Annotated in this window: 19 protein-coding genes; 13 read left to right on the top strand and 6 right to left on the bottom strand. The window is 45.3% G+C overall.

Annotated elements, in window-relative coordinates; genetic code table 11:
• The first annotated feature begins 78 nt into the window (after positions 1-78).
• The 5 genes from QUB77_RS24285 to QUB77_RS24265 all read left to right on the top strand — a co-directional run bounded on the left by QUB77_RS24285 (position 79) and on the right by QUB77_RS24265 (position 7,116).
• Complete coding sequence (locus QUB77_RS24285) at positions 79-1,413, top strand: glycosyltransferase family 2 protein (RefSeq protein WP_333172239.1); 1,335 nt, start codon at positions 79-81, stop codon at positions 1,411-1,413.
• Between the two features lie 117 nt (positions 1,414-1,530).
• Positions 1,531-1,677 carry a hypothetical protein gene (locus tag QUB77_RS24280; protein ID WP_333172237.1) on the top strand — a complete coding sequence of 49 codons (147 nt, stop codon included), beginning with the start codon at positions 1,531-1,533 and terminating at the stop codon, positions 1,675-1,677.
• Entirely contained in the window at positions 1,674-2,465 is a 792-nt protein-coding gene (locus QUB77_RS24275; protein ID WP_333172234.1) for an ABC transporter permease, read from the top strand. The genes QUB77_RS24280 and QUB77_RS24275 overlap by 4 nt, the downstream gene beginning before the upstream one ends.
• On the top strand, positions 2,466-4,535 hold the full coding sequence (locus QUB77_RS24270) for a Wzt carbohydrate-binding domain-containing protein (RefSeq protein WP_333172232.1): 2,070 nt from the start codon (positions 2,466-2,468) through the stop codon (positions 4,533-4,535).
• A gap of 154 nt (positions 4,536-4,689) precedes the next feature.
• On the top strand, positions 4,690-7,116 hold the full coding sequence (locus QUB77_RS24265) for a sulfotransferase (protein ID WP_333323567.1): 2,427 nt from the start codon (positions 4,690-4,692) through the stop codon (positions 7,114-7,116).
• Positions 7,117-7,172: 56 nt separating this feature from the next.
• On the opposite strand, the gene QUB77_RS24260 is transcribed toward QUB77_RS24265, so the two are convergent.
• The 3 genes from QUB77_RS24260 to QUB77_RS24250 all read right to left on the bottom strand — a co-directional run bounded on the left by QUB77_RS24260 (position 7,173) and on the right by QUB77_RS24250 (position 13,204).
• A complete protein-coding gene (locus QUB77_RS24260) occupies positions 7,173-8,393 on the bottom strand; it encodes an NAD(P)/FAD-dependent oxidoreductase (protein ID WP_333323565.1) in 1,221 nt (406 codons plus the stop codon).
• Positions 8,394-8,609: 216 nt separating this feature from the next.
• Complete coding sequence (gene dxs / locus QUB77_RS24255) at positions 8,610-10,517, bottom strand: 1-deoxy-D-xylulose-5-phosphate synthase (RefSeq protein ID WP_333323563.1); 1,908 nt, start codon at positions 10,515-10,517, stop codon at positions 8,610-8,612.
• Positions 10,518-11,011: 494 nt separating this feature from the next.
• A complete protein-coding gene (locus QUB77_RS24250; protein WP_333323561.1) occupies positions 11,012-13,204 on the bottom strand; it encodes a protein phosphatase 2C domain-containing protein in 2,193 nt (730 codons plus the stop codon).
• Positions 13,205-13,538: 334 nt separating this feature from the next.
• Here QUB77_RS24250 and QUB77_RS24245 point away from each other — a divergent pair, with 334 nt between their 5' ends.
• Positions 13,539-13,970: an NfeD family protein gene (locus tag QUB77_RS24245; protein ID WP_333323559.1), complete on the top strand. Its 432-nt coding sequence runs from the start codon at positions 13,539-13,541 to the stop codon at positions 13,968-13,970.
• A gap of 102 nt (positions 13,971-14,072) precedes the next feature.
• Positions 14,073-15,041 (top strand): SPFH domain-containing protein, encoded by a 969-nt coding sequence (locus QUB77_RS24240; RefSeq protein ID WP_333323557.1) that lies wholly within the window; start codon positions 14,073-14,075, stop codon positions 15,039-15,041.
• 312 nt (positions 15,042-15,353) lie between these two features.
• Here QUB77_RS24240 and cimA read toward each other — a convergent pair whose 3' ends face one another.
• Positions 15,354-17,012 (bottom strand): citramalate synthase, encoded by a 1,659-nt coding sequence (gene cimA / locus QUB77_RS24235; protein ID WP_445251898.1) that lies wholly within the window; start codon positions 17,010-17,012, stop codon positions 15,354-15,356.
• A gap of 75 nt (positions 17,013-17,087) precedes the next feature.
• Between cimA and QUB77_RS24230 the strand changes: the two genes are divergently transcribed.
• Together QUB77_RS24230 and thiO are read left to right on the top strand one after the other, a co-directional pair.
• Positions 17,088-17,426: a 2Fe-2S iron-sulfur cluster-binding protein gene (locus tag QUB77_RS24230; protein ID WP_333172211.1), complete on the top strand. Its 339-nt coding sequence runs from the start codon at positions 17,088-17,090 to the stop codon at positions 17,424-17,426.
• Positions 17,427-17,577: 151 nt separating this feature from the next.
• Positions 17,578-18,675, top strand: a complete 1,098-nt coding sequence (thiO, locus tag QUB77_RS24225) for a glycine oxidase ThiO (protein ID WP_333172209.1) — start codon at positions 17,578-17,580, stop codon at positions 18,673-18,675.
• Positions 18,676-18,754: 79 nt separating this feature from the next.
• Here the strand turns inward: thiO and QUB77_RS24220 are convergent, their stop codons facing one another.
• A complete protein-coding gene (locus QUB77_RS24220) occupies positions 18,755-19,222 on the bottom strand; it encodes a hypothetical protein (RefSeq protein ID WP_333172208.1) in 468 nt (155 codons plus the stop codon).
• A gap of 327 nt (positions 19,223-19,549) precedes the next feature.
• Between QUB77_RS24220 and QUB77_RS24215 the strand changes: the two genes are divergently transcribed.
• The 3 genes from QUB77_RS24215 to QUB77_RS24205 all read left to right on the top strand — a co-directional run bounded on the left by QUB77_RS24215 (position 19,550) and on the right by QUB77_RS24205 (position 21,516).
• Positions 19,550-19,825: a hypothetical protein gene (locus QUB77_RS24215; protein ID WP_333172206.1), complete on the top strand. Its 276-nt coding sequence runs from the start codon at positions 19,550-19,552 to the stop codon at positions 19,823-19,825.
• 208 nt (positions 19,826-20,033) lie between these two features.
• Complete coding sequence (locus QUB77_RS24210; protein WP_333172204.1) at positions 20,034-20,240, top strand: hypothetical protein; 207 nt, start codon at positions 20,034-20,036, stop codon at positions 20,238-20,240.
• Between the two features lie 250 nt (positions 20,241-20,490).
• Positions 20,491-21,516, top strand: coding sequence for a fatty acid desaturase (locus QUB77_RS24205; protein WP_333172202.1), 1,026 nt, complete (start codon positions 20,491-20,493; stop codon positions 21,514-21,516).
• Positions 21,517-21,781: 265 nt separating this feature from the next.
• On the opposite strand, the gene QUB77_RS24200 is transcribed toward QUB77_RS24205, so the two are convergent.
• Positions 21,782-23,530: an ABC transporter ATP-binding protein gene (locus QUB77_RS24200; RefSeq protein WP_333172200.1), complete on the bottom strand. Its 1,749-nt coding sequence runs from the start codon at positions 23,528-23,530 to the stop codon at positions 21,782-21,784.
• A 6-nt stretch (positions 23,531-23,536) separates the two neighbouring features.
• Here QUB77_RS24200 and QUB77_RS24195 point away from each other — a divergent pair, with 6 nt between their 5' ends.
• A complete protein-coding gene (locus QUB77_RS24195) occupies positions 23,537-23,668 on the top strand; it encodes a hypothetical protein (RefSeq protein WP_333172198.1) in 132 nt (43 codons plus the stop codon).
• Positions 23,669-23,816 lie beyond the last annotated feature (148 nt).

The raw sequence follows: 23,816 nt of genomic DNA, 5'->3' as shown, positions 1-23,816 counted from the left end.
ACTTATAAATCGCCACATACCAAATACCAAATATTAATTTCCAAATAACAATTACCAATTACCAATTATCAATCTAATATGAACAGGGAACATCTAACTGTTAGCGTAATTATTCCCAGCCACAATCGAAGTTCTTCGCTGCGGCGCGCTCTTGATGCTTTGCACGCGCAGACTTATCCGCTCGAGCTGATCGAAGTTATTGTGGTGGCAGATAGCTGCATAGACGATACTTTGGCAATGCTACGAGAGTACAAAGCTCCGTTTAAACTGCACGCGATCGAGGTAAATTGCCGGAGCGCTTCAATGGCCCGCAATACGGGCGCTGCTTCGGCTACCGGGCAATTGCTGCTGTTTCTCGACGACGATATCGAAGCCCTGCCACCTTTGGTGGAAAGCCACGCGCGCGCTCACCGAGAGCGTCCGGGCTGCGCTGTCATGGGCCCTTACCCGCCTAAGTTGCAGGGAGCGACTAGGTTGTTTGATGTGCAAGCGCGATCCTGGTGGGAAGACAAGTTTTATCAGATGAGCCAGCCGGATCGCCGATTTACTTATAAAGATTTGCTCAGTGGCAACCTTTCTCTGGATGCAGAACTGTTTGCTCGTCTTGATGGCTTCGATTCGGCTTTCGGGAACTGCGGCGGGGAAGATTACGAGTTTGGGGTGCGTTTGCTGAAAGCTGATGTACCTTTTGCTGTAGCGCGGGATGCAGTGGGCTATCATTACGAACACGAAACCAACAATCTCGATCGCTATTTCTGCAGATCCCGTCAGGAAGGGCGATCTGATGTTTTGATCGGCCAGCGACACCCGGAACTTAGACCGACACTGCAGCTAGCAGGCTACGAAACTGCTTACTCGGTGGTAGATAAAATTCTGGTGGCGGTCACGTTTTTCTGGCCTGCTGCTGTGGATTGCCTGGCCGTGGGACTGAGGAAATCTCTTGATTTACTCGAAAGCTTGCGGATGCGGGGAACTTGGCGGTGGTTGTGGGAAAAATTGCGCGGTTATTGGTATTTGAGGGGTGTCATCGATGAGTTGAAAAGTCGATCGGCAATTTCTAGTTTTTTGGAAGGAGGCCCGGCGAGCGGCGATTTGGGCGGACATGAAATTGACATCGATTTGCAGCAAGGTTTGTTCGAGGCAGAACGCCTGCTAGACGCGGAACGCCCGGCTGGGGTTTACCTGTATTACGGTGAACGGACAGTAGGCCACATTGTTCCGCAAGCGGGCGCAGAACCGCTGCGGGGCGCTCACTTGCGATCGATTCTGGCGCTTGACTTTGCCGCACCCTTGGCTCGGGCGATCGGGGCTAACGGTATGCCCAAAAGTGCCGATCTTTCTGAGTCTAGCTTAGTTGACAACACCCTACTTCAACATCTAGAGTTATGTACAGTATTGGACAAAAAAAACTGAAAAATCCTTTCTACTAACTGACATAATTAGATGAGAGGAAAAAAAACAAATAGAGGTGTAATTAAGCCTTTAATTTATTTGAAATAAATAGTAATTTAGAGTTAAAAGGAAGAAAAAATGACAATGGTAATTATGGCAAGGAAAGAAATTGAAGCTGATTTTTTAGAACCCATTGCTGACAAGCTGACCCAGAATTTGGTTAAGATTCAGCCCTGGGAGGCATCCGGGCGAGAAGCTCAGATAGTTGCCGGAGGTGTGCGGTGAGAAATGCGGGAAAGCTGGTTTATCGGCGCAAAATTGCTCATTGGTGGGATTTGCTGCGGGTGTTGGTCGATCGCGATATGAAATTACTTTACAAGCGATCGACCTTGGGGATTGCTTGGACTTTAATCAGTCCGCTGTTACAGTTGGCTGTATTTTCCTTTTTGTTTCGCTCTGTCGTACCCCTTAATATTCCAAAATTTTCTTCCTTTGCTTTCAGCGGCTTGTTAATCTGGAATTGGTCTCAAACGGTATTATTTAAATCAACGGCATTAATTACCAATCATAAGCCATTAATCAGGCAGCCAAATTTCCCCCCGGCAATTTTGCCGGTAGTCACGACGACGACGGGGCTCATTCACTTTTTCTTAGCATTGCCGGTGTTACTTATCTTTCTGGCAATTGATGGCGCTCCTCTGAATGCAGTGCTCTTGTTGTTGCCGCTACTGATGATTATTCAGTTTTTCCTGACAGTTAGTTTTGCTTATCCCCTTGCCGCTTTGAATGTCACTTTCCGCGACACTCAGCACACTTTGGGAGTAGTTTTGCAGATGCTGTTTTACCTGACTCCGATTTTCTACGACATCAGCAGCGTCCCGGACAAATTTAAGATTTTTTATTACTTAAATCCAATGGTGCCCCTGATTGAAGCTTACCGCGCCATACTTCTTAAAGGTATGCAGCCGGATTGGTCTGCTCTGTTAATTTTGAGCTTGGCTGTGGCGGCTCTTTTACCCATCGGACTGGGAATTTTTAGACGGCAAAGCGCTCATTTTGTGGAGGAAGTGTAAATGCGTGAAGCAATTATTGTCAAAGGTTTGGGTAAGCGTTTTAACCGCTACTCTACCGCGAAACCTCATACGATTATGGAAGCCGCTTTGTCCGGTTGGTGGAAGCTGAAGCCGGAGGCGAGTTTTTGGGCGCTGCGTAATATAAATTTTACTGTTTCTCCGGGCGAAATGCTGGGAATTCTTGGCAAGAATGGCGCGGGAAAATCAACGCTGCTGCAACTTGTCGGCGGTATTTGCCGGGCTGAGGAAGGCTCTATTAAAGTTAACGGCAGAATTGGCGGCTTGTTGGATTTGGGTGCGAGTTTTCACACGGATCTAACGGGCAGAGAAAACGTGTTTGTGGGTGCTGTGGTGGCCGGTTTGACTCGCCGGGAAGTGGCGCGCCGGTTTGACGATATTGTGGAATTTGCAGAGTTAAAACAGTTTATTGACAGCCCGATGCGGACTTACAGTACGGGGATGAAAATGCGGCTGGCTTTTTCGGTGGCGGTGCATACCGATCCAGAAGTGCTGTTAGTTGATGAACATTTGTCGGTTGGTGATGTTGCTTTTCAAACTAAATGTTTGAATAAGATAACTGAGTTTAAGAATCAAGGATGTGCAATTGTTTTGATTTCTCACACCGCGTCGCAAATTCAGAAAATGTGCGATCGGGCTTTGTGGCTAAAATCAGGTGAAATTGTGGCTTATGGGGAACCGGAAGTGATAGTCGGTCAGTATTTGTCAGAAATGCGATCGTCCACAGAAAATCGCAGTACCCTGCCTGCTGCGGAAGCTACAAGTAGCCAGTCACCACTGCTAGGTAATCAGAATCGGTTCGGTTCTTTGGAAGTAGAAATTAGCGATGTCAAAGTGTTTCCCAATTCGGAAATAGATAGCGGTGATGCTATTAGCATTGAAATTAATTATTCGGTGTCTCAGGAAATTTCGGCGGCTATTTTTGCTGTGACAATCAGCAGGGATGATGGTCAAAGTTGTTTTGAGACTAATACTAATCAAATGGGCAGACTGCTCCCACTGGTGAAAGGGAAAGGCAAAATCCGGCTGCAAATAGACAGACTGGATTTAGGAAACGGTCAGTATTACGTGAATGTTGGGGTTTACGAGGAAACTTTGGCTTACGCCTATGATTATCATTGGCAGGTTTATCCGCTGTACGTGCGATCGACTGTCAACCAAAAAACGATTCTTTGTCCGCCGTACCGCTGGGAATTTGAGGGCAAAATGCCACTTCTGGATTTACCGGAACCAGCCACTACAACTTACGATTTGAATAAAAATAATCCCGGCTACGTCAATGCTTCAAATCAGTTGGGACTTAAGCAAAAACCTGATTTTTTAATTATTGGCGCTCAAAACTGTGGCACGGAATCTCTCTACGGCTATCTCGCAAAGTACTTGCAAATTAAAGAAAATTCCCGCGAAATTCACTTTTTTGATGTGAATTATGAGCGTGGTGTTGATTGGTACAGCCAACAGTTGGCTCGCACTGTAACTGGTGAAAAGGTGTTGCTGTGGGAGATGACTGCTTATTATATTTATCATCCTTTAGTGGCCGAGCGGGTTTACAAGTGTTTCCCGGATGTTAAGCTGATTGTGATGCTGCGAAACCCGGTAAAACGAGCATGGATGCACTATCATTTAGAAGTGGCGAGTGGCTGCGAAAAGTTGGATTTTGAAAAGGCGCTCGCTTCTGAACCAGATCGGCTCAAAGGTGAGATTGAAAAAATGAAAGCCGATGAAAATTATTACAGTTTTAATCACCAGCATTATTCCTATTTGTCGCGGGGAATTTATGTAGAACAAATTAAAAATTGGCTTGATTATTTTCCCAGGGAACAGTTGCTAATTCTCAAAACAGAAGATTTTTACGCAAATCCCGGCCAAGTCTTTTCGGAAGTATTGAATTTCTTAGATATTAGTGAGAGTGCAATTAAAGAATATGAAATTAATCATGTAGAGCTATACAGCCAAATGCCGCCTGAACTCGAACAAGAATTGACTAATTATTTCACACCTTACAATCAGGAACTTTCGGATTTGTTAAAAGAAAATTTTACGTGGAGTTAAGCAAATATTTGAGTCCAGCTAAAAAAGAGATGTTGACAAATGATTTATAATCATACATCAATTAAATCTCTTTCTTCTCTTACTCTGTGGGCTTAGCGCTCTCTGTGTTTCCCTCAAAAAAATGTCATTCACAAACCATTTATGAGGTATAAAAATGAAAAGGATATTTTTAGTAGGCTCTCCGAGGAGCGGCACAACCATGCTTCAAAGTTTGTTAGCCGCTCATCCTGAAGTTATTTCTTTTCCTGAATCTAAGTTTTTTCACTATTTGCTGTACAAAAAATTTGTGCGAAAGTTTCCTAGTAGGATGGAAGCTTTTTTTAAGGATGAGATTAATCGCCCTGAACTTTTGCAAGGTTTTGATGATAGTCAAACTGTAGGCACTAAAGTTAGGTGGTTTGTCGAAATTTTGGATGGTTTGGCGACGGAACAAAACAAAAGTATTTGGTTGGAAAAAACGCCAGAACACATATATTTTATTGAGGATATACAGCGGTTGTTGCCGGATGCTAAATTTATACATATTTTACGAAACAGTATGGATACCATAGCTTCTCTGCATGAGGCTACTAGAAATTCTCATGATTTATGGGGGCCGGGTTGGGATTTAAACCACTGTATAACTCGCTGGAAAGAGGCGATGTTAATTAGTCACAAATATGCTAAAAAATCTAATCATATATTAGTCAAGTATGAGGAAATTCTAGATAATAAACTCAAAAAATTAGAAGAAATTTGTGATTTTATGGAAATTGAATATGATGATAGAATGCTAAAATTTTATCAAGAAAAAGCTGCTCATCTCAGTTTAAATCTACCTTGGCACCAAGGGATCGAGAGAGAGGTTAAAAGTAATAAAGTTCAGAAATATCATAAAATTTTTAAAAGCAATGAAATCAGATATATTTTAGATAACATTAAGCGAGTCAAGGGTGAAATTGCCTGGAAGTTGACGGTGGAAGTGAGCGAACCAATTTCCGATATTTGCGCTCTTCCGCAAATACACGATCGCCTGTGCTCTACGATCAAACTAGAAGGAATTAAACTCGGTATTATTGAATTGCCGATTTGCAATGGCATGGTGGCGGCTGCGGTTTTGACGGATGCGATCGCAGCCCAGTTTGCGTGGCAAATTCTCGATCGCTTCTTTCAACGCAATCGCTGCGAAAAAGGCAATAGATTGTGGCAAACTTTGCTGGAACCATTGCAGCCTAAACATGACTGGACGCTATTTTTGCAAGAATTATGGGGGCGTCCGCATTGGCATTTGGAGGATTTCTACAATCCTGAAATAGCTGAGGAAGTCCCAACAATTACGCTCGAAAAAGATTTGATGGCTGTAGAAGTTAGCGAGGAATTTACTAATATAAAAGTTGAGCTTCCTGAAATAGACGTGCTGGTGAAAGTAGGCGGCGTTGCTGTCGGTATTGTCAGTGTTGCGGTGGAAAATAATTTTGTTTCGGCTCAAAAATTGCGATCGACAATTACTCGAAATAGCGGTTTTGAGTTGTGCGTCGTCGCCGTGCGAGAAGCTTTGTTGGGAAAACCACTCAACGGCAAGCAAGGGCTGCGATCGCGCTTAGCCTCTTGTGCTCAACAAAGGTCGAATTTGCCCGACTGGTTGAATGCACCGGGTGCTGGGGGCATTTATCCCCAAAATGCGGTGATATTCGGCAGGCGATCGGGTGCGATCGGAACGAGTGTCAGCCGCCGAGCCGCACTCCCGGCGGCAGCGCTGCAGGAAATCGCGTCAGCGGCAGCAATCGCGGGGGAACCGACAATTGAAATTGCCCCAGAAAACGAGTTTCCAAAGCAAGTATTTTACGCACCGGAAATCATTGGCTCAAAATCTTCTTATCGGGAAGTTTCTCGCTCGGTGAAACCTCAAGTTTTTAACAATTATAGCGTTACACAAAGGCTGCCGATTCTCGCCTACCGTCGCATTTCTCCTGACGGTTTAGACGCAGTTACTCCGCAGGTTTTGGAACAACAGTTGCAGTATCTCAAAGATCGCGGTTATTATAGTGCGAGTTGGGAAAATTGGCAAAGTGCGAAACGGGATAAAACTCCTTTACCCGGTAAAGCTGTATTGATGACTTTTGACGGTGGCTATCTCGACTTTTTCCAATATGCTTGGCCTCTGCTAAAACGCTTTGATTTTACAGCGACTGTTTTTCTTGTAGCGGAGTCGATAGGAAAGACAAATAGTTGGGAAAAAGCCGAATTTGAAGAAGTGCAGTTAATGGGATGGCAGGAAATTCGGCAACTGCGGGATGCAGGAATTGAAGTCGGTTCGATGTCTGCTACTCATCAACCTCTTACTGCATTGTCGCCGACAGAAATTGTGCGGGAGGGGGCGAAATCCCGTGCTATCTTGGAACGGGGATTAGAGAAATCGGTTAAATCTTTTGCCTATCCTTATGGGGATGTCGATCCAATCGTAGCGCATTTAATTGGAGCGAGTGGGTATACTTTTGGTGTATCGTATAGGTCAAATTTTAGCAGTTTTGACGATGCTTTACTGTCGCTACCGCGCATTAAAGTTACAGCAGAAAATTTTCTATGGCAATTAGGTTTGTAGGGTGAGTCAGCCAGCGATATTTTTCCCTCAATTAACAATTTCTCAACAGACGCACCTTACAAGTGAAATCGCTTAATCAATCCCTTGATTTTCCGCTGCAAATAACCGCCTAACCCTCTGGAAATCTTCTCAAACTTATAATAAAATAAAATATCCATAACATCTTCAGTTTTCATATACTTTAAATAAGAAATCATTTTATCGGTCAGTTGATCGTTAACATCATCGATATATTTTCTCACCGCCAACCTTTCCGAAATATTCCATTTCTTATCAAACTTGCGGTGCATTTCCGTCTCATAATCCCGAAAATCTGAAATTTTCCCCTCCAAATAGCTTTGAATATATTTCCCGGCGATTTGGGCACCATCCATCCCGTGTCTAATCCCTTCCCCACCCAAAAAATTTACTGTCGAAACACTATCGCCGATCGCAATTATATTATCCTTACAATAAATATCCTTCAAACCAGGACTGTATTTCAGCGTCGAACCGTGTTTGTCAATAATTTTAAAATTTTTAGAATTCAGATATTCATCAATCAGTAAATCAATATATTTTTTCAGCGGCGACAAATGCTTCACCGTTTTCGGATCTAAAAAAATGCGCCCCGCACCAACTTTCAGCCTGTTTTGTTCCATTGGGAATATCCAGGAATAACCCTTCGGCATCCATTTATCGCCCAAAAAGAAGATTAAATCACCGCTGTATTTATTGTAAACTTCTGGCTCTACTTCAATTAAATATTCGATTCCGGTTCCCGACAAAAAATCTGGCTTATCATTCTCTTTTTCGTACATAATCGCCCTAGCAAAGCCAGTAGCATCAACCAATACTTTCGTGCTAACTTTGATAATTTGACCGTCGGATAACTGTTTGAATTCAACTATTGTTTCGCTGTTTTCTTGTGAGTGTCGAATGTAGCGATAACCAAGCCAAACTTCACCGCCAAATTCCTCAACTTCGCGTGCTAAAAATGTTCTAAATTTAGCAAAGTTGAGAACCACTCCCAAGCTTTCGGGAGACTCCCAAGTTTGACTGACTTTGCTAGTTTCAATAGTAAGTTTGTGCCAAAAACTGCCGATAACGGATTCGGGCAAATCAAATTTAGAGAGGGTTTCTAGAGGCGTGGCGGCACTAGAAAAGTCATTTTTATTAAAATTGTCGTTTTGCTCTGCCAGCAAGACTTTGTGACCGGATTTGGCTAGGATTCTCGCGCAGTGACCGCCTGCAGGGCCGGCTCCTACTATTACTATGTCAAAACTTTTTAAATTCATTTTGCTTTTAACTCGCTTCCCATGTCACAATACCTGCCGACATATCAACTACTAACCGCCGATTTTTTAGCCACTGGCGGCCGATTAAAATTTAAGGTACGATTTGGTTTCACGTTAGTCATTGTTTTTCTCCCTTATCCTCAAGTCTTCCTTCAATCCTGCTGCTCGGATCTCGAAGGGTAAGGTGCGCTAGGCGCACCCTACAATTCGAGCTATTTACACGCTAACAGGAGACTGTTTGCGGCTGAATGTGGCTAAGATACGATCGCACATTTGCGACGGATTTAATCCCAAACTGGCAAATGATTGTTCAGGCGTTGCATGATCTACCAAGGTATCGGGTACACCCAACCGCATCAGTGGCACGAGAACATTATTGTCGAGCAAAGATTCAGCTACTGCTGAACCAAAGCCGCCCATCAAACAGCCTTCTTCCATTGTGACAACTTTGCCGATTCGCTGTGCTAAAGGCAAGATTAATTCAGTGTCCAAAGGCTTGACAAAACGCGCATTGATGACAGTTGCTTCAATACCGTGCTCGCTCAGAATCTGGGCGGTTTGCATTGCCGGATAAACCATTGAACCGTAACCCAAGATCAGCAAATCGTCGCCGTTGCGGAGAATTTCGGCTTTGCCGATCGGCAATTCTTCCCAACCTTCCTCCATCAAAGGTACGCCGTAACCGTTACCGCGCGGGTAACGCATCGCGATCGGGCCGCTGGTGTGGTTGATTCCTGTGACGACCATCCGCTGCAATTCTGCCTCATCTTTTGGCGCCATAATTGTCATATTTGGCAGACACCGCAAGAAAGAAATGTCGTACATTCCTTGGTGGGTGGGGCCGTCAGCGCCAACTATTCCGGCGCGATCCAAACAGAAGAAAACTGGCAAATTTTGGATACAGACATCGTGAATTATTTGGTCGTATCCCCGCTGCACAAATGTCGAGTAAATTGCCACAACCGGGCGCATTCCTTCGCAGGCTAAACCAGCGGATAAAGTCACGGCGTGTTGTTCGGCAATGCCGACATCAATGTACTGTTTCGGCAGTTTTTCATGAAGTTTATCCAGACCTGTTCCGGTTGCCATTGCAGCGGTAATGCCGACAATTTTGGGATTATCTTCTGCTAGCTTGACCAGGGCGTGGGCAAAGACTTTCGAGTAAGCTGGAGGCTTGGGTTTGGTGGAGGGAATGCCTTTGCCGGTGGCTAAGTTAAAGGGATTTTGGGCGTGATATCCTACTTGGTCTTTTTCGGCGATCGCATATCCTTTGCCCTTCACCGTCACAACGTGAACCAACACCGGCCCTTGAATGGTATGAGCTTGTTTGAAAGTGGCAATTAACTCTTCCAAATTGTGTCCATCTACCGGGCCCATGTAAGTAAAGCCCAATTCTTCAATTACTGCTCCAACTTTCGAGACTGCCAAGCGTTTCATCCCTTCTTTGAGGCGTTCCATTTCTGGAGTAAAAGTTTCGCCGACAAAGGGAATGTGTTTGAATTGTTCCTCTAAGTTATCTTTGAGAAACTGCACCGGTGGCGACAATCGCATCTTGTTCAGATAGCGGGTAATTGCGCCGACGTTGGGCGAGATTGACATCTCGTTGTCGTTGAGCACAACTAACAAATTGGTTTTCGGCATATGGCCCGCGTGGTTAATCGCTTCGAGTGCCATGCCGCCCGTCAAGGCGCCGTCGCCGATGACTGCTACAGTTTTAAAGTTTTCTCCCTTGAGGTCGCGCGCCATTGCCATTCCTAGTGCTGCGGAAATGCTTGTGGAAGCGTGACCTGCACCGAAGTGGTCAAATTTGCTCTCGCAGCGCTTGAGATAGCCTGCAACGCCGTCTTTTTGGCGCAGGGTGTGGAATTGGTTGTAGCGGCCGGTGATTAATTTGTGAGGATAAGCTTGGTGGCCGACATCCCAAGTAACTTTGTCGCGATCGAGGTCGAGTGTTTGGTAGAGTGCTAAGGTCAGTTCGACTACACCCAATCCTGGGCCGAGGTGGCCGCCGCTAGCGGCTACAGTTTCTAAATGCTTTTCTCGAATTTGTCGGGCAATTTGTTCGAGTTGATGAATCGAGAGGCCGTGTAATTGGTTTGGGTGAGTCAGTTCGCTGAGATGCATATTTTAAAATCTTGCTCCTGTGAATCAGGACGAATCCTTAACAGATATAGGTTGTGCCTGCGAGGTTGGCTACGCGCAAACGTTAGAATAGTTTAACGGTTATTTGAGAAAAACTGTTAGGCGTAAGATTTTTGTTATTTTTGGCCTGGTAATTATAGTTAATAAATTGTGCGCCGTCAAGATAAAAAAAGCTTATGTTGTTAGTTGCTAATCGCTAATTGTTAGTTGAACTGGAATTATTAGGAATTTTAAACTGCTTTTTGTAGCGATGGCTGACTTTTTAGCCATCTTGTTTCTGCCAGCGGACTATGATACAAAATCATTAACTGTGATGGAGCATCTCATATTTGTAAAAACACTTCTTCTGGCTCCTTCCTTCTGCCTCTTTCCTTCTGCCTCAAATTAATTCAATAGACCTCTTGCAAAAATAATTAGGACGGGCTCTGGGGCCCATCAATTGAGGAAAAGGATTTTTGCAAGAGGTGTAATCTCCCTTACTCCGCTGATGGCGGAGTTTCCGTTTCTTCGGGTGGCGGAATTTCCGCAGGAGTTGATTCGGGCGACGGCGAGAGACTCTCGCTAGCGGGCGGCGGAATTTCCGCAGGAGTTGATTCGGGCGACGGCGAGAGACTCTCGCTATCGGGCGGCGGAATTTCCGCAGGGCTCGATTCGGGCGACGGCGAGGGACTCTCGGCACCGGGCGAGGGACTCTCCGAAAAACTTGGGGCGGGAGTTTCCGGCGGTGGCGGAAGTGGTGCGGGCTCTGGCTGGCGGCTTTGGAGGCTTTGCACCCACAAACCTAAACCGCCGCCGGCTAATATCAGCCCCAACACCCCCAGTAGGGGAAGCGGCAGCTTGGATCGCCGTTGTTGAACGGGTTCCGGGGCGGGGGAAGTTTCGGGGTATAACAACTGTTTGGACGATTCTGAAAGCTGAGATTCTGGAATCCTCCCGGACTTCTGGAGGGACCGCGGCAGGGACGGCGGCAGCGACACCGAGGCGGACGCTGGCGCTGACGCCGGCGCTGACGCCACCGCCGGATCAAACAGTACCAATCTCTCCGGCGACATCCGACAGTGAGTGGCCACCACCGAGGTGTTGTCATAACCGTTTTTCTCGTTGGCGAGACGAATCCAAGACTGAACTGCAGCTTCCAAAGACATTTTGCCATCGAGCACCTCTGGGCCGTAATTCTCCCAAGATTTCTCTACCCAGTCGTTGTCGCTCAAACCGTCGGAACACAGCAGCAGTAAGCCTTCCTCTTCGACAATAAATCGCTGAATCGTCGGGCGCAGGAAATCGCCGTCCCGCGTTCCCAAAGCTTGAGTCAGGGCTCCTGCATCGGCTCGCAGTTGAGTTTCCCAGTATAAACAGTGTCCTAGCTGGACTTCCCTTGAGGCTACGTCGTCGTCCACAGTCAGCCGGTGACAGTAATTTTTGCCAATCCAATAAGCCCGGCTGTCTCCAACATTGACCAAATAAAGTTCGTGACTGTTATTCGAGGGCAAATCCTCGGAAATTTTCACTTTTTGAGGCAACTGGAGGGCCATCACCAAAGTCGTCCCCATCCGCTGTCGCAACTCTTTTCCCTGCTCGTTATTTTGAGCGGAAATCACATTATTCACAACTTTCACTATTTCTTCGAGTTGCTTGATGACCATTGTAGGCGTCATCAACTCTTCTTGTTCAGCAATTTCTGCGAGCAAATTTTGGATTAAAGCTTTCATGGACTGGACGGCTAATTGACTGGCAACTTCTCCTCCTTCGTGGCCTCCAACCCCGTCGCAAACCATTGTCAAGTAAGGAATTAGTTTCTCGCCCCCTGAAGTTTTGCTAAATTGAAAATCAGTAGCAACCGGATAGCAACTGTCTTCATTTTTGGAGCGCTGCGGCCCGGTATCGGTCATGCCGACTACTTCTAAATGTAGAGGCAATTTAGCGGCTTGTTCTAATAATAAATCGTTTAGTTCCAGGGCGATCGCGTCGAAATTCATGCTGCTGCGGCGCATAAACTGACAAATCTCTCCGAGTTTCGACTGCACCTCGGGTTGCGCTGATTCCACCAAACCTGACCACACATCTCCCAAATCCCGCAGCGTCGGTACAAAATTGCCCCGGTGCAGTTCCAGCAGGCGTACCCGCCAACCTTCCACCCGCAAATTTTCCGGTACCAGCAAACTCGAAGCTACTCCTTGTTCCGACAGCGGCGCCCACAGTTGGAGCATTTGCCACAGCCAGTAAACTTGGCGCGCGGCGCTTGTCCCCGACCAAGATTCTAAAATAGAAGGATACAGGCGACCGAAATTATTGATGGGCACATTTTCCAACAACAGCACCTCTGTCGCTTCCGGTGCTTCCCCTAGCGCACAAAAACCGTATACTTCCGGCGTATGCAGCCGTTGGGGATACAAATGCAGGTAAGGCATAATGCTATCCGGCAGTTGTTCCGGGACGCTGGGAGGCACAACTGGACGGCTGTCGAGCCAGATTTGGGGTGCAATGACAAAGTATCGATCGGCTATTACCTTACCCACCGGCACTTCCTCGGCTGCTTGCCCCACCACCCACACATAGCGATAAATTAAATCGGTTTCGCAAGCTGCACAGTGCTGGCGGCCAAAGGTATTGCGGGGATCGGCACAGCTAAGATTCGGGCAATAAATGGGTTCGGAGAAACTGCTGATCATATCGAAATAGTTTGTGTAAAAACATTCTGAAGATATATGATTCGCAAGCCCAAATTCATGAGCTTGAGAATAAACTGATTTTAGCCCCTATCAATTTCTTAACTGCCTTTGGGCCCCTAGAAATTGTAGTTTCTGCCAGTCTGCACCGGCTTAAATTGTAATTTAAGTTAGTGAACTCTGACTTGGAGTAGGATGGAAGCCTCAACCTGGTAAGGCAGCGCGAAAAATCGCTCTGAGCGGCTGCAAGTCGCAAACCCTTGCACAGTCAGTTGTTGGCAATTCTTAAATCTTAAATTTCCAATCTAAGATCTAAATAGTATCACCTATTCTTTTTATGATCTTGACTCCGACGCTCCTTTGGCTGCTAGCTGGGTCTTTGCTCTGTTTGGCAGAGCTATTTCTCCCGACTGCTTTTGTCGCTTTTATGATGGGACTGAGCGCCTTCGCCGTAGCTGGATGCTCTCTAGTTCTACCTTACGTTAATTTACAAATATTCCTGTGGATGGTTTTTTCGACAGTTTTTGTGATGCTGTCTCGGCGGTTGATACCAAAAGGCACCGCAAGGGCGATCGCAGATTCTCAGGAAGCAAAAACTTTGACAGAAATTCCCCCCGGAGAAGCCGGCAGAGTCATTTATGAGGGGAATTCTTGGCAAGCTCGCTGCGAAGACACGAAGGCCACTATCCCCCCCAACCAAAACGTAATTGTCGTGGGACGGAAAGGCACTACTCTGATAGTTTTGCCAGAAAATCTCTTGCATTCTTAAACAAAATGCGTAATTAATCACAGGCAATTAGTAGTTAGTCATCAGTCATTAGTCAACATAGAACAGTCAACAGTCAACACTCTATATTTATAGGAGACGACCGTGGAACAATTTTTTTTACTTGTATTTTTAGCACTCGGCGGCTCAGCCCTCGCAGGTTCCGTCAAGATTATCAATCAGGGAAATGAAGCGCTGGTGGAAACTTTAGGTAAATACAGTGGCAAGAAACTGGAACCCGGTTTGAATTTTGTCAAGCCGTTTCTCGATCGCGTCGTGTACGAGCAAACAATTCGGGAAAAAGTCTTAGATATTCCTCCGCAAGCTTGTATTACCCGCGACAACGTTTCCATCACCGTTGATGCTGTGGTTTACTGGCGCATTGTAGACTTGGAAAAAGCTTGTTACAAAGTAGAAAATCTCCAGTCAGCAATGGTAAATATGGTGCTGACTCAAATTCGCGCCGAAATGGGTCAACTGGATCTCGAACAAACCTTTACTGCTCGTTCTCAAATTAATGAAATCTTGCTCAGAGATTTAGATATTGTTACCGATCCTTGGGGAGTGAAAGTAACGCGGGTAGAATTGCGCGATATTATCCCTTCTAAAACTGTACAGGAATCGATGGAATTGCAGATGGCAGCCGATCGACGCAAGCGGGCGGCAATTCTGACATCCGAGGGCGAACGCGAGTCAGCAGTTAACAGCGCCAAAGGTAAAGCAGAAGCGCAAGTTCTGGATGCAGAAGCGCGCCAAAAAGCGACTATTTTGGAAGCGGAAGCTCAACAAAAGGCGATCGTCCTGAAAGCTCAAGCAGAACGCCAAAGTCAGGTTTTGAAAGCTCAAGCTACTTCTGAGGCCTTGCAAATAATCGCCAAAACTCTGCAAAATGACCCCACTGCTCGGGAAGCTTTACAATTTTTGTTAGCTCAAAACTATCTGGATATGGGTCTAAAAATTGGCACCAGCGACAGCAGCAAGGTGATGTTTATGGACCCGCGCAGCATTCCCGCTACGCTCGAAGGAATGCGATCGATCGTTGGAGAAGGTAATAATAATGAGGTGAAAAAGTAGGGGAGCATCTCATATTTGTAAAAACACTTCTTCTGGCTCTTTCCTTCTGACTCTTTCCTCCTGCCTCAAAACTCCAATTTCTAGTTTGGCTGCTTTCATTGAGATGCTCCCAAAAGTAGGGGAGCATCTCATATTTGTAAAAACACTTCTTCTGGCTCCTTCCTTCTGACTCTTTCCTCCTGCCTCGAAGCAATAGAGCCTCCTGCCTCAAAACTCCAATTTCTAGCTTGGCTGCTTTCATTGAGATGCTCCCCTTGGTATTTGGTATCTATTTAAACATCGATATTCAGGCAAATTCTCTTCGCCGTTAACCTAATAACTCGACACAGTTAAAACGATCGCCTCCCTATCTCCCAACACCAAACCATACTCCAAACCCTCAACAACCGCCTGATAAGAAGCATCCAAAATATTACCAGAAACCCCCACAGTCGTCCAGCGGTCTTGACCGTTGCTAAACTCAACCAAAACGCGAGTTTTAGCAGAAGTTCCCGCACATCCGTCCAGAATTCGCACCTTATAATCTGTTAAGTTAAAATCAGTAATTGCCGGATAAAAATTCCGCAAAGCCTTCCGCAAAGCCGCATCAAGTGCCGAAACAGGCCCGTTCCCTTCCGCGCATTCCAGAATATCTTGACCGTTAACAGTCACTTTCACGGTTGCTAAAGAATTAACTGTCTCCTCCTTACCTTTATCGCAGTGAACTTGGAAACCTTTGATTTCAAATAAATGCTTGCGCTTTCCCAAAGCCTCTCGCATTAACAATTCAAAAGAAGCCTCAGCACCCTCAAATTGATATCCCTGGCTTTCCAAATTTTTCAATTTTTCCAAAATTTGGCGGCAAGCAGGATTTTTGCGATCGAGATCCATTCCAAAAGTGCGCGCCTTCGCCAAAACATTGCTCAAACCGGCTTGATCCGAAATCACAATTCGCCGCCTGTTGCCAATTTTTTCCGGTTCCAAATGTTCGTAAGTTAACGGATTTTTCTCAACAGCCGATACGTGGATTCCGCCTTTGTGAGCAAATGCCGAAAGACCGACAAAAGGAGCACGATCGTCAGGAGCAAGATTGACAATTTCACTAATCGAGCGACTTACTTGAGTTAATCTAACTAATTGCTCGTTTTCAATGCAATTATGACCCAACTTTAGCTGAAAATTAGGAATTAAGGAACATAAATCGGCATTGCCACAGCGTTCGCCGTAACCGTTAATAGTTCCCTGTACCATCGTCACTCCTTCCCGCACAGCAGCCAAAGCATTAGCAACCGCAACTCCCGAGTCGTTGTGAGTGTGAATTCCTAATTGTAAAGATTTTTCGCGATCGGTTCCTAAAGCTTCTAAAACATCGCAAACAACCTGACTGACTTCGTGAGGTAAAGTACCCCCGTTAGTATCGCAAAGCACTAGCCATTCTGCACCGGCATCGGCAGCTACTTCTAAAGTTTTAATAGCATAATCTGGATTGTGTTTGTAGCCGTCAAACCAGTGTTCGGCATCGTAAATAACGCGCCTTCCCTGACTCCGCAAATATTCAATTGTATCTCGAATCATCGCCAAATTTTCTTCTAGTGTCGTCTTCAAACTTTCAATAACGTGCAAATCCCACGACTTGCCAAACAGCGTCACCCAGCGAGTACCGGCGGACAAAATAGCCTGCAACATTTCATCATTAGCTGCTGTAGTTCCCGGCCGCCTAGTCGAACAAAAAGCTACAACTTCTGCTTGAGTTAGGGGCTGTTCTTTGAGACGCCAAAAAAATTGTACGTCTTTAGGATTCGCCCCCGGCCAGCCGCCTTCAATAAAGGGAATTCCTAAACTGTCTAACTGCCGAGCAATTCGCAGTTTGTCTTCGAGAGATAAGGAGAGTCCCTCACACTGAGCACCGTCTCGCAGCGTGGTATCGTAGATCCAGAGCCGATTTGTCATGGGAAATTGCGATCGAGAAATTGGTAATATATCACTTACCATATTAGATGAATTTATTTGAATTTAATGCGATAATATATAGGAAAATTAACATAAATCTAACTGGGGTAAATAGCTGTGGTCAAGGTACAAGCGCAAGGCAAAACATTTGAGTGCGATCGCGGAGCGAATCTCCGTGAAGTATTGCTCAAAAACGGCATCGATCTCTACAACGGCAACGCCAAAGTCATCAACTGCCACGGCCTCGGCACTTGTGGCACCTGCGCCGTCACCGTCGAGGGCGAAGTTTCCGAGGCGCAGTGGCGCGAAAAAGCCCGACTTTCGGTTCCTCCCCATTCTCCCGCCTCCAACCGCCGTTTGTCCTGCCAAACCAAGGTTTTAGGCGATATTAAGGTGACAAAATATGACGGTTTCTGGGGTCAAGGTTCTGAAACTGTCTGGAAACCCCAAGCATAGATTTTTTGTTAACGAAGGCAGATAGGACGATCGCCTTGCCAGATAATCTGTAAGACTTGTGCAAGAATTCTCACTGTAAGGTGCACGCGGGGCACCTTATCATAAAGAAATCCGAGAGGTTAAAAAAGCCAGAAAGTCCATATAAAAGTTAATGAATTCATCTAAAGATATTCTGATTATTGGCGGCGGAATAATTGGTCTTTCGCTAGCAGTAGAACTGAAATTGCGAGGGGCATCTGTCGCGGTTCTCACCGCCGATTCTAAACAACCGACTGCCCGGGCTGCCGCGGGAATGCTTGCCCCGCAAGCCGAACGAATTCCCCCCAGTCCGATGCTGGATTTGTGCTTGCAAAGCCGCGCACTGTATCCCGCCTGGGTGGAACGGCTAGAGAATATTACCGGATTGAAAACGGGATATTGGCGATCGGGAATTCTCGCACCAGTTTGTCAAAACGATCCTCAAGAAAAGCCACTTTTGTCAAATCTTAATTATCAATGGTTGGACAGAAATACTGTTCGCAAACACCAGTTTGGATTAGGTCAAGAAGTAATTGGCGGTTGGTGGTATCCTGACGACGCTCAAGTAGACAACCGCGCTTTATTTCGGACGCTTCAGGCCGCAACTAAAGAATTGCAGATTGAGATTATTCAAGGCAATGCCGGGGAAATTATTCGGCAGGGAAACCTAGTTTTTGGAGTGGAAACAACGGCAGGAAAATTACAAGCTGACCGTTATGTTTTGGCTGCGGGCCCTTGGTCGGAGCAGTTATTGAATGTTCCTGTTTTTCCAAGAAAGGGACAAATGCTGTCAGTATGTGTACCAGAAGATTGTGGAATTATCCAGCCCCTGCAAACCGTTCTATTCGGGACTGGCATTTATATTGTGCCGCGTCAAGATGGCAGAATTATTATTGGTGCAACTAGCGAAAATGTCGATTTTACGCCGGGAAATACGCCTGCGGGAATCCAAAGTTTGCTAGCAGGAGCGATTAAGTTATATCCCGAATTACAAAATTATCCGATTCTGGAGTTTTGGTGGGGATTTCGGCCGACTACTCCTGATGAGTTGCCGATTTTGGGTGCTAGTGCTTGGGAGAATTTGACATGGGCTACGGGGCATTACCGCAATGGCATTTTGTTGGCTCCGGTGACGGCTAAATTGTTGGCTGATTGGATTGGGAATCAGAAATTAGATCCGTTATTGGCTGCTTTTCATTATTCGAGGTTTGGATCTTCAGCACTTACTTAAACCTCTATACGTAGGGTGCGCACTGCGCACCTTTCCAGTGTAAGTAGCGCGTCAAACCATTTTTTTGCCTTAGTCCTGATTAGTTCGCATCCTGTTTTTTGGGTTGGTTCAATTCCCTGCATTTAGTGGCCGCCAAATCGTAAGCATTTTGGTAATCGCTACCGCCTAACATCAAATCGCCGTAATATTCATAAGGTTGATTGCCATAAATCGGCAGCGGGTCGTCTTCAGGATAATCTTCTTTTGATTCTTCTAGGATTGCTTTGAGTTTCTTGACGCTGAAGCGCTGGACTGGGAAGTAATGAATGTCTTGAGCGATGAAACCGAGATGGGGAAAGGTTGGGTCAACAATTCGCTCGTCGAGTTCAATCCAGCTATATTCGATGGGTTTATATGGCACTCCCGGCACGGCTAAAAAGCCTTGAACATAAATCGCGCCCTCGGTTGCTAACGCTGCTTTACAGGCGTTGTCAAAGCAGTTTTTACGGTTGCTTTTGATGCGAGCGGCCATTTCAATAGAAAGCGTCTCATCTAATAGTTCGGTCATAACCCATTTCTTGTCGCGTGTGCGATTAGATTGTAGCAAATCCGAGCTATCTCCGAGCACAAAAAACGCAGGCAATTGCGATCGCTCTTCAAATTATATTCTCAAGGAGTTGAGCCAAAATCCTCTGCGCTTCTGGATGTTGTGTCAGCTTTGGTTTCCGAGATTGGCGGTTTGTCGATCGCCCCTATCGCCCGCCTATAAAAAGTTTTCGCCAGTAGCCCAACTTTTGAACCTGCGATAGAGTTGGGGTAGATCCCGCAACGGTCAAGTATGCCACAGACGATGCAAGCAACAATAGCGGCATAAATCAATCACTGAATGGCGATCGTGCAACTAACAATCATATTAATGCCTTCGGGTGCAGCAATTTGCTCGGCGGCTGACAGGCTTTACAGTTTTTTCTGCACACAAACCAGAGTTGCAACAATTCTCGCTGAGACATGGGAATATCATCGGATTGGTAACAACCGGGAAATAAAGAAACCCCTGAAAGCATTTTTGAGTGGGAAATTAGAGACAGATTCTTTATTGCAGACTGTTCCCGCGCTGAAAAATATGGTAAAGTCTGCTACAGTGCTGCGGCAAGAAATCAATGCGAGTTGAAGATAACAAGCCGCAAGGTAGCTTTGGGTATTGACAGAATCTGTTCATTCACCAAAATATGCTGACTATTGAATACACTGCTTGAAATGGATTTTTCACGCCTGGTGATTTGTTATGTAGATCGGCCTATCAATACACCTGTGAAGTGGCAGGTTGATACGGTGCCGCATCACTTACAATTTATAACTGAATTGTCGCTCAAAGATGATTGGCAACGACAGTCAATAAAGCCATCTCCTCTCTCACATTTATTCAAATCATGGCTCCCTACAATCCCACCCAAGAAATTATTATCCTAATAGGTGACGGTCAAATAAAAATATATTTGCGGGAAGGATTAGCAATTACTCCGGCAGTTTGTTATGATAAATTACGTCAAAGCTGCGATAAATTTCCGCTTGACGAGACAATCTAAAGGAGGAGCTAATGAACTAAAAATTATCAGCAGATTGGTAAAGTATGGGTAAATTTTCAAACGAAATTTACCCCATTACCTGCAATAAAACAAAACCCCAAATAGCGAACCTCTCCTGATGCTAAGCTAAGCACTTATCCACACACCATAGACATACTGAATGAAAAGCGCGCTCAAAAAGTCGGATTTTGTGCTAACTCCTTATATGAAGAGCAACAACTTGAAAGCTAGTTGCCAAATACTCAATACAGTGATTCCTTATACATTTTTATGGTTTTTAGCATTTAAAGCTGCTGCCATTTCTGTATTCCTGCTGCCGCCGATAATGGTGTTGATGACACTTTTTTCAGGACGTTGTTTCTCTTTGATGCACGATTGCGGACACTATTCTCTTTTTAGTTCCAAAAAAGTCAATCGCCTGATGGGTTTTCTGCTAGGTATTATCAATGCGATTCCTCAGTACCCCTGGTCGAGGGGACACGCTTATCACCACAAACATAATGGTAATTGGGATATGTACCGCGGCCCTTCGGCGTTGATATCCACCGAACAATTTGCGGCGCTAAGTCCATTTAGTAAAAAGATGTATCAGTTACTCAGACACCCATTGATGCTGTTTCCCGGTGGTTTTTTCTATCTAATTATTAAGCCACGACTCGCGCTAATATTGGGAATTACTGGTTTTAGCCGACATATTTTTGCTGGTCTAAATGAAGATTTAGGCATGGGTTTATCTGCAATCATTGCTTCTTATAAATCCAAACATTGGTATACGACTGCTGAATTTTGGGATTTACTGTTCAACAATATTTGTGTTGTTGGTAGCTGGATTTATCTGAGCAACTTACTGGGGTTTGGCTTTTTCTGGAGTGTTTACTCAATTGTCATGACCTGTTCAGCAGCGATATTTATCTGTATTTTCTTTGTTCAGCATAATTTTGACGGTTCTTACGCTCATAAAGGGGAAGGTTGGGACTATCTTCTCGGCGCAATTGAAGGCAGTAGTTACCTAAAATTACCGACTATTCTCAATTGGTTTTCTGCTGATATTGCTTACCACAATATTCATCATCTTTCTGAGCGAATACCCAACTATAATCTTCAAGCTTGTCACAATGCTAATATTCACCTGCTGGGTAATTCAAAAGCCCTGACAATTGGCGATATTCCTAACTGCTTCCAATTCATTCTTTGGGATGCTGCTTCAGATAGTCTGCAATCGATTAAATTATTCCAAGAACAAGAAGAAATTCCCTTGAGTAATGTAGCTAATTAAAATCGGGGGCAATGAATCTGGTGGCTTTTTTATCAGCCAAAGGCTATGATGAGCGGTGCAGGTAGTGGGATCAATTTCAACCCTAACTTTCCTAGTTAAGTAGGTGGTTACAAATAAACATTAGATGGATCGGGCTGGTTTAACCGGGAGCTATACTAGCAGCCAGTTTATTCGGACAAAACCCGCCCTCCTCGCGACCAGTTTATTTGCACCTACCTATTTATCTAGGGTCTAACTCTAGATTACTCAAAGTATCGGTCACTGGTCAATGCAGCAATTCCTCTAATTTTTGCTGGTTCCACAAATACTGATAAAGCCCTGTTTCCCCTACCAATTCAAGGTGAGTGCCGCTCTGAACTATTTCTCCTCTCTCCATCACAAAAATGCGATCGGCACTAGCCGCCGCTGACATTTGATGCGAGATAAAAATTACCGTTTTGCGATCGGTTCCCGTTGCCAAGTTTCGCAAAATGTCGGTAGCAGTTTGATTGTCAACGCTGGAAAGAGCGTCATCCAAAATTAACACCGGGGCGTCAACTAACAAAGCGCGAGCAAGTGCAGTCCGCTGTCGCTGTCCGCCGGATAAAGTAATGCCGCGCTCGCCGACAACTGTTTTGTACTGCTGCGGGAAGTTGAGGATTTCGGCGTGAATTTGCGCTTGTTTTGCTGCGGCTTCAATCTCCGGCTGTTCCGCTAAAGGGTTTCCGTAGCGGATGTTATTCTTGATGGTAGTGCCGAACAGAAAACTTTCTTGGGGAACGTAGGCGATCGCCCCGCGCAATTCGGTCAATTTTACCTTGGTAATATCCTGTCCGTCTACAAATAACTGACCCGGATAGATATCTAGCAAGCGTGGCAGCGCATTAGCTAAAGTTGATTTTCCTGAGCCGATCGCGCCAACAATTGCGACAGTTTCTCCCGGTTTTATGGTAAAATCAACGTCTTTAAGCGCGGGTGTCTTAGCACCGGGATAAGTATAATTTAGATGGCGGGCGACTATTTCGCCTTTAACTGGAGTTGCCAGTTCAACTGCATGGGCAGCATCCTTAATTTGCGGTTCCACAGTCAGAATTGATTCGATGCGATCGACACTCACTTCTCCCCGCTGGTAAGCAGTAATTGTGAAACCCAACAGCGCCGTCGGAAACACCAAGCGCTCGACATAAATCAGCAACGCCACAAAATCGCCAATGCTAATTTGACCCTTAGCAATTGCCCCGCCACCTGCCGAAAGTAGCACCAACAAACTGATGCTTGCCAAACCGCCCAGTAGCGGAAAAATAAAGTTTCTAGTTTTTGCTAATTCCAAATTTGCTGATAGCAACTGTGCGTTGGAATTGCGAAAAGCTCGGCGTTCGTTTTCTTCTTGAGCGTAGATTTTAATTACGGACATCCCGCTCATATCTTCCTGAATCAAATCGCTCATCGCCGACAATTCCTCTTGCACGGCTAACTGTTGGATGCGAAGTTTGTCGCTAAATAACTGTACCAAAACCAGCATTAAAGGATAAACTGCGATCGCCAACAGCGTCAGCCTTACATTAATCCCCAGCATCACCGGCAAAGTCAAAGCATAAGCAAAAGCTGTATTCGCCAAACTCAGCACCGCAAACCCTACCAAGCGCCGAATATTGTCCAAATCTGAAGTAGCGCGGTTAATTAAATCTCCTACCGTATTGGCGGCAAAATAAGACGGTTCTAATGTTAATAAATGATTAAATATTTGCTGTTTGAGATCAAATTCGACTTGACGCCCGACGCCAAACAGCAAAATCCGCGACGCCATCCGAATCACCCACATGATTGACGCGAGAATCAGAATGAGTGCCACGAAGTTGAAAACTTCGTCAAATTTAGTCGCCACTTGGAGAGTGTCAACTGAATTCCGAATCAGCAGGGGAATATAAACGCCCACAGCATTGACAACTAATAGCGAAAAAACGCCCCAGAATGTTGGTTTCCAGTGCGGGCGCATATAAGAGCCGAGTTTTTGCAGTCGAGAATAACGAGCCATTTGTTAGTGCGTAATTTGAGATTGATGGAGGAAAGGAAGAAGGAAGAAGGAAGAAGGAAGAAGGAAGAAGGTAGAAGGAAGAAGGTAGAAGGTAGGCGCAATCTTCAGCTCATGTTTCAGCAATTAAGAACGTCCTAATAGTCTTGGCGGTTGCTATAGAAGGCAGAAGTTTGAAAAAAAAGAATAGAAGCTCTATCGAAAGGTAGATGACCGAAAACACAAGTTAAGAAATTTTTAATAAAAATTCTGCTTTGGGATGACGCGCCATCAAAATTAGGTTTTGGCC

Origin of the sequence: Microcoleus sp. AT9b-C3, from assembly GCF_036705485.1 — a bacterium.
In the GTDB taxonomy this organism is placed as follows: Bacteria; Cyanobacteriota; Cyanobacteriia; order Cyanobacteriales; family Microcoleaceae; genus Microcoleus.
The sequence above is the reverse complement of the archived record's forward strand: the minus strand, read 5'-3'. Positions and strand labels throughout refer to the sequence as shown.